At 38.3% G+C, this 12,259-nt stretch carries 11 protein-coding genes; all 11 read right to left on the bottom strand.

The window, feature by feature from the left end; translation table 11 throughout:
• Window positions 1-957: hypothetical protein (locus V7068_RS19765; protein WP_499714201.1), on the bottom strand; the 957-nt coding region annotated here is incomplete at its 3' end.
• Between the two features lie 411 nt (window positions 958-1,368).
• Window positions 1,369-3,327: an FtsX-like permease family protein gene (locus tag V7068_RS19760; protein ID WP_499714200.1), complete on the bottom strand. Its 1,959-nt coding sequence runs from the start codon at window positions 3,325-3,327 to the stop codon at window positions 1,369-1,371.
• Window positions 3,317-4,084: an ABC transporter ATP-binding protein gene (locus tag V7068_RS19755; RefSeq protein ID WP_499714199.1), complete on the bottom strand. Its 768-nt coding sequence runs from the start codon at window positions 4,082-4,084 to the stop codon at window positions 3,317-3,319. Before V7068_RS19755 ends, V7068_RS19760 begins: the two co-directional genes overlap by 11 nt.
• Before the next feature lie 122 nt (window positions 4,085-4,206).
• On the bottom strand, window positions 4,207-5,214 hold the full coding sequence (locus V7068_RS19750) for a sensor histidine kinase (RefSeq protein ID WP_499714198.1): 1,008 nt from the start codon (window positions 5,212-5,214) through the stop codon (window positions 4,207-4,209).
• Window positions 5,211-5,876: a response regulator transcription factor gene (locus tag V7068_RS19745; RefSeq protein ID WP_499714202.1), complete on the bottom strand. Its 666-nt coding sequence runs from the start codon at window positions 5,874-5,876 to the stop codon at window positions 5,211-5,213. Before V7068_RS19745 ends, V7068_RS19750 begins: the two co-directional genes overlap by 4 nt.
• Window positions 5,877-5,987: 111 nt before the next feature.
• A complete protein-coding gene (gene hemL, locus V7068_RS19740; RefSeq protein WP_499714197.1) occupies window positions 5,988-7,277 on the bottom strand; it encodes a glutamate-1-semialdehyde 2,1-aminomutase in 1,290 nt (429 codons plus the stop codon).
• A gap of 2 nt (window positions 7,278-7,279) precedes the next feature.
• Window positions 7,280-8,278, bottom strand: coding sequence for a porphobilinogen synthase (gene hemB / locus V7068_RS19735; RefSeq protein ID WP_499714196.1), 999 nt, complete (start codon window positions 8,276-8,278; stop codon window positions 7,280-7,282).
• Window positions 8,275-9,066, bottom strand: a complete 792-nt coding sequence (locus tag V7068_RS19730; protein ID WP_499714195.1) for a uroporphyrinogen-III synthase — start codon at window positions 9,064-9,066, stop codon at window positions 8,275-8,277. The genes hemB and V7068_RS19730 overlap by 4 nt, the downstream gene beginning before the upstream one ends.
• Complete coding sequence (gene hemC, locus V7068_RS19725; RefSeq protein ID WP_499714194.1) at window positions 9,066-9,998, bottom strand: hydroxymethylbilane synthase; 933 nt, start codon at window positions 9,996-9,998, stop codon at window positions 9,066-9,068. Before hemC ends, V7068_RS19730 begins: the two co-directional genes overlap by 1 nt.
• 9 nt (window positions 9,999-10,007) lie before the next feature.
• Window positions 10,008-10,838, bottom strand: a complete 831-nt coding sequence (locus tag V7068_RS19720; RefSeq protein WP_499714193.1) for a cytochrome C assembly family protein — start codon at window positions 10,836-10,838, stop codon at window positions 10,008-10,010.
• Between the two features lie 7 nt (window positions 10,839-10,845).
• Window positions 10,846-12,201, bottom strand: a complete 1,356-nt coding sequence (hemA, locus tag V7068_RS19715) for a glutamyl-tRNA reductase (RefSeq protein ID WP_252291062.1) — start codon at window positions 12,199-12,201, stop codon at window positions 10,846-10,848.
• Window positions 12,202-12,259: the final 58 nt, after the last annotated feature.

The following is a 12,259-nucleotide window of genomic DNA, read 5'->3' as shown; positions in this document are numbered from 1 at the left end:
TCTTTCAAGCACTGGCTCGACCTCTTGTTCTTCTTCTACTTTCTTTTCAAGCACTGGCTCAATCTCTTGTTCTTCCTCTCTTTCTTGAAACTTTGGTACAGAAAAGTCAAATACAGGGATATCCGGCTGTTTACTAATAAACAGAGGGGCTACCCTCTCTTCTTCTACATCTGGCGTTCGTTTCGCCTCCACAATAAAAGGTTCGTATAGCTCTCCCTCTTGTTGTTCTTCCTGACGAAATGTCGGTTGAAAATCTGGAAGCGGCGGTGCTGCTGCCGTATATGAAACAGGAGATTCTTCTTCTATTTGTGAAACTGGACTCTCCATAGAATCTGCCCTTTCATCAGCAAACTCTTCAGCCTCAACAGATTCTTCCACTTCGGCTATTTCTTCTTGCCTGATGTCGGCTAACTCCACTTCTACTACTTCATCTTCTATTTCTTCATCCAATTCTTGTCGCTCATCCGTCGCAACTGGACTTTCATCATCATCCCACACTTGATAGTCCTCGAGTTCCGGCTCGACATATGTTTCACGATAAATCCCACTGATAATTAAATCAGCCTGAAGTTTAAGACAATTCCGCTCGGGTAACGTATAATCAAACGTTTGAATCGTCACTTCAATATCATCTAATGAGGTAATACGTGTACTCGGAATTGTAATATCAACAGGAAAGCGATGGATAAACTCACTAATTCCATTTGGATGTCTCTCCACCGTTTGAACAGATCGCGGTAAAAACGTATGAACATCACCGTCTACTTGTTCTCCGCTGTCCTTATATTCACCGCTTAAATCAAGCGTTCCTCTTATATACACATAATGTTCATCTTCTTGAATCGTCACGTTGGGATCCAATGAAATAGAATACAATTCCGCTACTTCCTGTCCCTTCTGAAACCAAACCGATTCTTCTAATGAAAATCGTAAATACGATTGATTCTCTTCGGTCAAATCATTTCCTCCTTTCACTTCTCATACCATTATCAATCTATGAAAGCAGAAGGAAAGTTATGTCAAACGTTATGGAAATCGGTCATATATGCCAAAAGTCGAGCACAAATCTCAGAAATCGAGCGTATCCGTTCATGACGTAAGAAGAGGCTATCCCAAAAGCCATAAAAAATGGCGTTCAGGATAGCCTCCTCATTCAATTGAACAATCATTCTCCTTATATAATTACTTTTTTGCCTTCCTCAAAGTGTTTTAATTAAAGGATAACATCCAGAAATTCAGCAAGGAAAAAATCCTTCATCGGGGGCACGAAGGACAAATCCTAAAATTCGGTAAACGAATAAGGCCGTTCATTGGACTCTTATCGCTGCCTTTATTTTAGGAACTTTTTAGGCAATCTCCTATACTCGATTATTTGACAATACTCTTATATCCCGTATATGTTGCAAAGAAATAACCGCCATATACGATAACGATGATTAATGCTGTAATTAGAGATGGAACGAGTACACTTGTACTTCCTGCTACCATAATGGCTTTGTTCACTACTTGGATACCGAAGATTGAATGCACAATAGCTAAAGCTAATGGCATCATAAAGTAAATAAATACTTGCCCAAAAATTGCTTTATTAATTCCTTTCCTTGTGACACCAATCTTCTTCAAAACCGTATAACGAGCAATATTATCACTCGCCTCTGATAATTGCTGCAACGCAAGCACAGCTGCACTTGAAATCAAGAAGACAATTCCAAGATAAAGTCCGACAAATACAATCATCGTGGAAGAACCTACACTAGAATCAAGAATAATGGTTTTAGTAGTCCCCCATAAAGCATCCGATTCATCTAACACTTTATATAAGGTTTCATCATGTTCTTTTTGATTATCATCGTAATTGATATTAACGACGGAAAGAAATGGCTTCATCCCTTCCACCGCTTCATCAGGCAATACAGCTGTTATGATCCCCTCTGAATTAAACTCTGTTTTATAAGCAAATAAATGAACCTTTTGATGAACGATATCATATTTCTTTCCATTCACTTCTAATGTTTTATGATCTTCAGTGAAACGGTCAAAGACATCCTGAAATACCTCAAAATTAGAAAGTAACACGACTTCTTCATCGTTGAAATCTATGGGTTTAATCCCTTGCATCGCTTCTAGTCGTTCAAAATCCGACCTTTTAATAACTGGTAAGTTACTATCAGCGAACCTCGCGACATCACCTTCATAAGGAGCTAATAAGTCTTTTACACTTTTCTCCGCTTTATAAACTGTAAAGCTATGATGTTCTTTATATTTGTCTAAATCAATATTTACATTCTTCACCGCATCATTAATATGTTGTACTTTCGCATCTTCATCTGCCTTCGTATATAAGCTAGCATCATACGGTGTCATTTTTTCAACATTCTTCTCCATCGAAGCTTTAAAGCTAAAACCTGTCGAGAATACCCCGATTGTAAAAAAGAGCATTAAACAAATAATCGTCATTGAAATGAAGGTTGTATTCACTTTACTATTAATTTGACGCAGCACGAACATATTCACATCTTTATAGTACACATTTTTGTTTTTCTGAATCATATTCAGCGCAAATCCAGATAAGGACATAAAAAAGAGAAATGTCCCAAGGGCACCTAAACCAACACACGTCCACACAATAGCGTTTTCAAACAGACCATACTTCATAATGACCGCATACGCTGCAGCAAGAAGAATGATGGAGAAAACAAATAGCATAATGGAGATTGATGTTTTCCGAATCTTTAAGCTTTGATTTTTCTTCGCCGCTGTTAACAAGTCAATAAGTTTATACCTGGAAATAACGACACTATTGAAGATCATTACCATTAAAAAGATTATTCCAAAATACAATATGGTCTTTAACATCGCATCACTTGAAAAGACAAATGTAAATTGTTCAATATTTGCTTTAAACATCGACACGGTTAAAGCTACTAACCCTTGAGAAACGAGAATACCTAGCAGTAAACCAACAGCAAGCGAGATGATTCCTACAAAAAATGTTTCCATAACGATAATGTGCGAGATTTTATATTTGCTCATTCCGAGTGTCATATACAAACCAAGTTCTTTTTTTCGTCTCCTGATTAAGAAATTATTGGCATATATAATTAAAAAGCCGAGCACAACCGATACGAATACGGAAACACCGGATAATAGCATCGTAAACGCCTTAATCATTTCCGCTTGACTAGCGTTCAATGTCGTCATCGCTTCTGAAGCTGATAAAGAGTTAAAACTATAAAAAATACAAACCGCAAATGTTAGCGTTAAAAAGTAAATAAAGTAATCTTTAAAGCTTCTTTTAACATTGCGAGCTGACAGCTTAAAGTACATTATTCGTATCACCTCCAAGAAGCGTTACGACTCCAATAATCCGGTTAAAGAATTCCTTTCGTGTATCCTTCCCGCGAATTAATTCATTAAAAATCTGGCCATCTTTAATAAATAAAATTCGCTTTGCATAGCTTGCTGTAAAAGCATCATGTGTCACCATCAAAATGGTTGCCTGTAATTCTTCATTCAGCTTTTCAAATGAATCAAGTAATAAGCGTGAAGACTTCGAATCGAGTGCTCCTGTTGGTTCATCGGCTAAAATCAATGTAGGGTCTGTCACAATCGCCCGTGCCGCCGCTACCCGCTGCTTTTGTCCGCCCGACATTTGATAGGGAAATTTATCAAGAACTTGGGTAATTTCAAGCTTTTCTGCTACTTCTTGTACTAAAACTGTAATATCAGCTGGTTTTCGACCTTGAATGGTTAGTGCAATTGCAATATTTTCAAACGCCGTTAGCGTATCTAATAAGTTAAAATCCTGAAAAATAAAGCCGAGCTCATCACGACGAAATTGATCCAGCCTGCCTGTTTTTAACTTCGTAATGTCTTGCTCATTAATTAAAATTTTTCCTGTTGTTACCGAATCTATCGTCGAAATACAATTTAATAAGGTCGTCTTCCCGCTTCCGGATGGGCCCATAATGCCGACAAATTCTCCCCGCTCCACTTCAAAACTAATTTGATCAATGGCCTTTGTCGTATTTCCTTTATTTCCAAAATATTTTTCAATATGATCTACTTTTAATACCGTACTCACCTTTATCAGTCTCCTTTCATGGCTTTAGTGTATCTCACTATGCAGTCACTACATATCGAATTAACTTTCAACAATCTTACTATTTTGTAAGATTCGTTTTTCACACAAAAAAGAGCCTTTTATCAAGACTCCAGTAAAACAACCTTGCTTTTTGGAAAGATAATCTGGACTTCTGTTCCTTCACCTTTCGTAGATTGAATCGTCAACCCTAAATGCAATTTATCAGCTAACAATTTACAAATATAAAGCCCCATCCCTGTTGAGCGACGATATTGTCGACCATTTTCACCCGTAAAGCCTTTATCAAATACGCGGCCGATATCTTTCTCATCGATGCCGATTCCATCATCGACAATATGTAAGATAAGACTATGTCCATTTTTTCTTGTATACAGACTAATTTTATTATCACAGTAATTAATACTATTGACGATAATTTGATGAAGGATAAATTCAATCCACTTTTCATCGCTATAAACAACCTCGTCCATTTCAGTTAATTGCAGTTGAATTTTTTTATGAATAAATGCTTTAGCATTCTTTTTTAACACTTTCGAAATACAAGCTTGCAACGAAAATTCTTTAACAATATAATCCTTACCTGCACTGCTGCTGCGAGCATAATACAGCGCCTGCTCGACATATCCTTCAATTTTCTCTAATTCTTCCATAATCCCTTTCGTCACTTCATTTTTATGATTCTCAAACATCAATTTACTTGAAGCAATCGGTGTCTTTACTTCATGCACCCACGCCTCGATATAATCACGATACTCCGCCTGCATATCTTTATATTTCTTGACGTGCTCATGCATTTGTTTATCGGTTGTTTTTATAATGTCATATAAAATTTGCCCTTCAAGAAAGTTTGGTTCTTCAATGATCTCAGGGAGTAAATACTTTTGATCTAATGCCTCAAAGTTTTGAAGCAATTCATCATAGAAGTTTTTTCTTTTTAAAAATTCTAATCCATAAGATAAAAGCAACGGCCCAAACCAGCAAACAAAGACGATTATCATAACGACAGCCTGTACATTAATTAACCAAAGAAAGAGCGCAACAAGAACAAATAAAAAGATATTCATCGATAAAAATACCGCTCTTTCCTTTATATATCGTTGCAGTTTCATGCTAGGATATACCCAAGACCGCGTCTCGTTTCAATCGGATTTTTCATTCCAATTGCTTCGATTTTTTTTCGAAGCCGTGTAATGTTAACAGAGAGCGTATTGTCATCAATAAATAAATCCGACGACCATAAATACTCCATCATCTCATCGCGCGATACAATCTTGCCTTTATTCTTCATTAAACAGTGCAGAATTTTGATTTCATTTTTCGTCAGCTCTTCTTGTTGATGTTGATATGAAATTGTACCATTCGATAAATCAAGCTTGAGGGATTTATATAGTAGAATAGATGATTGTTGATGTGCATACGTTCTTCTTAACACATTTTCAATCCGAGCAAGTAAAATTTGCGTATTATACGGCTTTGTAATAAAGTCATCTGCTCCAAGATTTATGCTCATCAGCTCATCCATTTCATTATCTCGACTTGTTACAATAATAATCGGTACTTCTGAAGTCTTGCGTATTTCCCGACAAATATAATAGCCATCATATGTTGGCAAATTAATATCTAACAAAATTAAATGTACATCATCCTGCATCGCATATTCCATAATATTTTGAAAGTCATTCGGTGCTTCGACTTCATATCCATAGTTAGAGAGGAACTCTTGTAATTCATTTCGAAGCGTTTCTGCATCCTCCACAATTAATATTTTCATCTTTTGCAAAACCGTCACCCCTAGATTAAATAGTTACGGAAATTATAACCTTTTTCGCCGGTGTTAAGTAAAAAAAAACGCTTGGATGATGCATCCAAACGTTTCTTAAAACTATTTCGCTAATGTTGAAAAAGCATGCTCTGCCGCAGCAATCGTTTTTTCAAGATCTTCATCACTATGTGCTGTTGACAGGAACAATCCTTCAAATTGCGATGGCGGCAAATACACACCTTGGTTCGCCATTTCACGGAAATAGCTTGCAAAGAATGTAAGATCAGATGTTTTCGCTGTTTCAAAATTGATGACATCTTCATTCGTAAAGAACACACCGATCATGGAACCTGCACGGTTAAATGTATGCGGAATACCGTATTTCTTCGCCGCTTCCCCAATGCCTCTTTCCAATATATCGCCTTTACGTTTAAATTCTTCATAAACCTCTGGCGTTAACTGGCTTAATGTTTCAAAACCAGCTGTCATCGCAAGCGGATTCCCTGATAACGTACCCGCTTGATAGATGCTGCCGCTTGGAGCGACCTTCTCCATAATTTCACGCTTTCCGCCGAAAGCACCGACAGGAAGACCGCCGCCGATTACTTTACCAAGACATGTTAAATCCGGTGTAACACCAAAATATCCTTGTGCACAGTTATACCCGACACGGAAGCCCGTCATGACTTCATCAAAAATTAACAGGGCACCATACTGTTCCGTCACTTCACGTAAACCTTCTAAGAAGCCAGGCTGCGGTGGGACTACCCCCATATTTCCTGCTACTGGTTCAGCAATAATACAAGCGATATCTTCACCAAATTGCTCAAACGCATATTTGACAGCGGCTAAATCATTGTACGGTACGGTAATCGTATTTTGAGCTGTTCCTACTGGTACACCTGGGCTATCTGGTAAACCAAGCGTCGCAACACCAGATCCTGCTTTGATTAATAGAGAATCACCATGTCCATGGTAACACCCTTCAAATTTTAAGATTTTATTACGCCCTGTATAACCCCGAGCGACACGAAGAGCACTCATCGTTGCTTCCGTACCCGATGACACCATACGAATCATCTCAATGGATGGAACACGTTCAATGACAAGCTTCGCTAATTCGTTTTCGATTAATGTAGACGTTCCAAAGCTTGTTCCTGACTCCGCCACTTTTTTTAACGCTTCAACAACACGCTCATTCGAATGGCCAAGAATTAAGGGCCCCCAAGATAGAACATAATCGATATATTCATTGCCATCAATGTCGTACATTTTTGAGCCTTTTCCGCGCTCCATAAAAATTGGATCCATATCAACGGATTTAAAGGCACGTACCGGGCTATTTACGCCCCCTGGCATTAAATGAACAGCTTCAGCAAATGCCTGTTTTGATTTTTCATATGAACGCATAATCAGACCTCTTTTCCTTCTTCATCTAACCAACGAGCCACGTCTTTAGATGCATATGTAATAATTAAATCTGCTCCAGCACGTTTCATGCTTAATAGCGTTTCCATAACAATCGCTTTTTCGTCAATCCAGCCATTATTTGCAGCTGCCTTAATCATTGAATATTCTCCGCTTACATTGTACGCTACAACAGGAAGGTTGAAGTTATTCTTCACGTCACGCATAATGTCCAGATAAGAAAGAGCTGGTTTAACAATTAAAAAGTCAGCGCCTTCTTCGACATCACTTTCAGCTTCGCGGAACGCTTCCAAACGATTCGCTGGATCCATTTGATACGTTTTACGGTCACCAAATTGCGGTGCGCCATTCGCTGCATCACGGAATGGACCGTAAAAAGCGGAAGCATATTTTACCGCATACGACATAATCGGAATATCTTCATAGCCTGCTTCATCTAAACCAGCTCGAATCGCTGCGACAAATCCATCCATCATGTTCGAAGGGGCAATGATATCCGCACCTGCCTCCGCTTGACTAATTGCTGTTTTAGCAAGCAAGTCAAGTGAAGCATCATTTAAAATGGTACCTCCTTCTACAACTCCACAGTGTCCATGGCTTGTATATTCACAAAGGCATGTATCAGCAATAACAAGGATGTCTGGGAAGTGTTTTTTAATAACGCGCGTTGCTTCTTGCACAAGTCCGTTATGGTGGAACGCTCCTGTGCCATGCTCGTCCTTATCGTGCTCGAAAGGAACCCCGAATAGAATAACGGATTTAATACCCAGGCTTGCGACTTCTGTCATCTCTTCCATAAGGTTATCGAGGGACAGTTGATAAATTCCTGGCATAGAACCAATTTCATTTTTCACATTTTCCCCATCAATAATAAAAATCGGGTAAATTAAATCCTCTTTATGTAAATATGTTTCGCGTACCAACGCTCTCATATTAGCACTAGAACGTAATCGGCGATGGCGTCTGAAAAATAAATCTTTCATTTGCTCTTTCCTCCTTTAGCTTTTGTATATGCAACTAAGTCTTGTATCATCGCTTCTGTTGTATATACATTCGGACAAATATCCACCTCTAACCCATAGTGTAGAGCGGTTTTCTTGGCGATAGGTCCGATACATGCAATGATAAGACTTTCTAAGTATCGGTGCAACTCATATTGTGCCACAATTTTCATAAAATGATGAACTGTTGATGAGCTCGTAAACGTAATGACCTCCACTGCTTCTGTTGTAATCACTTCTACAAGCTTTTGCTTACTCGCTTCAGGCAACACCGTTTCATACACATCGAGTTCGTCGCACGCAGCCCCAATCTCTTCAATGGCTCCACTAATAATAGTTCGTGCTAAGTTTCCTTTGGCCACTAAAACACGGGAACGAGGAGAAAGCCGCGGTATAAATTCAGCCACAAACCCTTCAGCCACAAACTCATTCGGGATAAAATCAGCATGATAACCGTAATGTTGCAAGGCTTCTGCTGTTTTTGTACCGATAACCGCAATTTTAGGCAGCGACTGAGACTTGGCGTACTTCTCTGCTAATTCAAAAAAGAAACGAACCCCATTTTGACTTGTTAAGACCAGCCAATCGTAGTCTGATAAATGGGAAAGAGTCGCTTTAATCGCTTCATGACTGTCAGGCAGACGAAAGTCAAGTAGCGGCACCGTAATCGGAGTGCCGCCATATTGCTCAATCATAGCCTTGAAATGAGCCACCTGTCCTTGTCCTCTAGTGATTAAAATCCGATAATCATGGAGAGGAAGCTTAGTCATTACTGATTAAGCTCCTTTTTGACAGAATCAATCAATTGTTTGCCGCCTTTTTCACTAATAAGCTTGGCTGCATCTTGACCAACTGCTAGTGGGTTCATTCCTGCTACAACTTCTTTATATATCGTTTTTCCATCTGGAGAAGCCACTAATGCGGTTAACTCCACTTCGCCATCCTCTTTTGCCACGGCAAGTCCGGCAATTGGCACTTGGCAGCCGCCTTCCATTTCATCTAAAAAGGACCGCTCTGCTTCAACCGCTTTTTTTGTATTCTCACATGTGAATTTTGCTAACTCTGTAAGCAAATCTGTATCATCTGCACGACATTCAATCGATAAAGCACCTTGCCCTACAGCCGGCACACATAACGTATCATCTAAAAACTCTGTCACCACGTCTTGTTTCCAACCCATTCGAGCAAGACCTGCAGCAGCTAAAATAATGGCATCATAGTCTTCTGTATTCAACTTCTCTAAGCGCGTATCAATATTGCCGCGAATCCATTTAATTTCAAGATCCGGTCTTTGGGCTAAAATTTGTGCACTTCGACGCAAGCTGCTTGTTCCAACGATAGCACCTGGCTTTAAGTCCGCTAATTTAATATGATTCTTCGAAATGAATGCATCACGATGATCTTCACGCGCAGGAATGCAGCCAATTGTTAATCCCTCTGGAAGGACAGCAGGCATATCCTTCATACTATGTACGGCCATATCGATTTCTTTATCGAGCATCGCTTGTTCAATTTCTTTTACAAACAAACCTTTACCGCCGACTTTCGAAAGTGTAACATCTAAAATTTTGTCGCCCTTTGTTACAATTTCCTTCACTTCGAATTCATAAGGAACTCCAAGTGCTTTTAATTGATTAATGACCCAATTTGTTTGGGTTAAAGCTAATTTACTACGTCTTGAACCGACAATAATTTTTCTCATTGTTTCCTCCTAGGTATTCCAAAAATGGAATGTTGAAAGACTTCCAAACAGGAAAAAGTTAATTAAAACAATCATAAAAATACCAATATTTAAAAAAGCCAACATTCTTCCATACATCTGTTTTCTAATTTTTATATATAAATATACGCTATAACCAATTAACACAACGAAAGAACCAATAATTTTGAAGTCCAGCAAAGATAAATCTGGAACTTTAATATACGCCCATTGAATGCCTAAAATAAGTGAAAACATTAAGAGCGGTACCCCAATAACAGCTAAAATATAGCTCATTTGTTCAAGCTGTGTTAAATCCCCTAGCCTAATTAAACGTTTTCCCCATTTTTTCCGCTTTAATAAATCATATTGAATGAGATAAAGAATCGAAAATACACAAGAAAGCGTAAATGCTCCATACGATAAGAAGGCTAATGTAATATGTATCATCAATAACTCAGATACAAGCTGTTGAGCTAGTACTTCAGACTCGATTTGAACAGGAGCAAATGTATGAATCGCCATGACCATAAACCCAAGTACATTCGTAAAGAACACAATAAAATCTACACGCAGCAATCGATTGATGATAAGCGATAACGTAATCAACACCCAGGCATAGAAATATAGCCCTTCAAAGATGGTTAAGACAGGAAACCTGCCTGTTTTGACTACATATAGGCATAAAAAAATTGTTTGAAGTACCCAAACAATTGAAAGCAACCAGAAGGCAACTTTATTTGCCCTCCGGTTATTATGAAGAAAGTCAATAAAATATAAAAGCACGCTGAGCGCATACAATAATACGGTTACTTCGTGCAATCTTGTCATTAACAATTCCATAGTGCCCTCAATTAACTCTAACAGGAATCGGATTCAAGACCGCTGCTTTTGTTGTTGCTTGTTCTTGCTCGTCAGCAGCCATCAATTGTTCTTCAATCAATTCCTCTAAGCGGAAGATTTTCACAAAATTATTCAATGCTTCTTTCGAATTTGGCTCATCAGCGAGTTCTTTTGCATACAAAATCGGGTCTTTCAACATTTGATTAATAATGCTCTTCGTATGCTTATTCAGCACTTTTCGATCACGTTCACTTAAATGCGGAAGCTTTCTTTCTAGGCTGACCATTGTTTCTGCTTGAATTCCTAATGCTTTTTCTCGTAAAGCAGAAATAACCGGGACAACACCAAGCATATTTAACCATTGATTAAATTCAACGATTTCTGCTTCAACCATTAATTCAATTTTTTCAGCCGCTAATTTTCTCTCCGCTAAATTAGCTTGAACAATATCTTCTAAATCATCAATATCATATAAGAACACGTTCTCAAGCTCTGCCAATGCTGGATCTAAATCACGCGGAACCGCAATGTCAACCATGAAAATTGGACGGCCTTTACGCACTTTGTTTACAGCTGACATCATTTCTTGTGTCACAACAAAATCTTTCGCTCCTGTTGACGTAATCAAAATATCCGCTTCTACTAATGCACATTGTAATTCTTCCAGTTTCTTTGGTGTTCCATTAAAACGGTCCGCTAAATTAACGGCTTTTTCAAACGTACGATTAATAACGGTAACACTGTCAGCACCATTGCTGTGCAAGTTTTGAATCGCAAGCTCACCCATTTTTCCTGCACCAAGAATTAATACGTTTTTCCCTTTTAAACTGCCAAAGATTTTCTTAGCTAGTTCCACTGCCGCATAGCTAACAGATACAGCATTTGTATTAATCTCTGTTTCAGCATGCGCTTTTTTCGCTAATGTTAGCGCTTGCTTAAATAAATGATTTGAAACCGTTCCAATTGTCTGTTGCTCTTGCGCCAGCATATAGCTTGAACGTACTTGTCCTAAAATTTGTGTTTCACCAAGAACCATAGAATTCAAGCCGCATGTTACTTGAAATAAATGTTCAACAGCCCCATCGCCCTCATAAAAAAACAAATATTTAGAGAACTCTTCCTTATCAATTCCGAACCACTCCGAAAGAAATTCCTTCACATAATATCTGCTTGTATGAAGCTGATCACCAATGACATAAATTTCTGTACGATTACAAGTAGAAATAATAACATTCTCTAATATACTTTTTTTATTTTTAAGAGCTTCCATTGCCTGAGCAAGTTCCGCTTCATTAAATGATAATTTTTCGCGAATTTCAACAGGGGCTGTTTTATAGTTAACACCAACCGCTATAATATGCATATGTCGTTTGCACCCCCAAAATTAAATGTATTATGACTTAATCTATTATAGCATGTAT

The organism is Bacillus sp. JJ634, from assembly GCF_036962285.1.
GTDB lineage: Bacteria > Bacillota > Bacilli > Bacillales > DSM-1321 > Peribacillus > Peribacillus asahii_A.
This window is presented reverse-complemented; position numbering and strand designations above follow the sequence as displayed.

Excerpts from the sequence above, each read along its gene's own strand:
- V7068_RS19730 (WP_499714195.1), bottom strand. The coding sequence starts at position 9,066 with ATGACTAAGCTTCCTCTCCATGATTATCGGATTTTAATCACTAGAGGA.
- V7068_RS19760 (WP_499714200.1), bottom strand. The coding sequence starts at position 3,327 with ATGTACTTTAAGCTGTCAGCTCGCAATGTTAAAAGAAGCTTTAAAGAT.
- V7068_RS19720 (WP_499714193.1), bottom strand. The coding sequence starts at position 10,838 with ATGGAATTGTTAATGACAAGATTGCACGAAGTAACCGTATTATTGTAT.
- hemL (WP_499714197.1), bottom strand. The coding sequence starts at position 7,277 with ATGCGTTCATATGAAAAATCAAAACAGGCATTTGCTGAAGCTGTTCAT.
- hemC (WP_499714194.1), bottom strand. The coding sequence starts at position 9,998 with ATGAGAAAAATTATTGTCGGTTCAAGACGTAGTAAATTAGCTTTAACC.
- V7068_RS19745 (WP_499714202.1), bottom strand. The coding sequence starts at position 5,876 with ATGAAAATATTAATTGTGGAGGATGCAGAAACGCTTCGAAATGAATTA.
- hemB (WP_499714196.1), bottom strand. The coding sequence starts at position 8,278 with ATGAAAGATTTATTTTTCAGACGCCATCGCCGATTACGTTCTAGTGCT.
- hemA (WP_252291062.1), bottom strand. The coding sequence starts at position 12,201 with ATGCATATTATAGCGGTTGGTGTTAACTATAAAACAGCCCCTGTTGAA.
- V7068_RS19750 (WP_499714198.1), bottom strand. The coding sequence starts at position 5,214 with ATGAAACTGCAACGATATATAAAGGAAAGAGCGGTATTTTTATCGATG.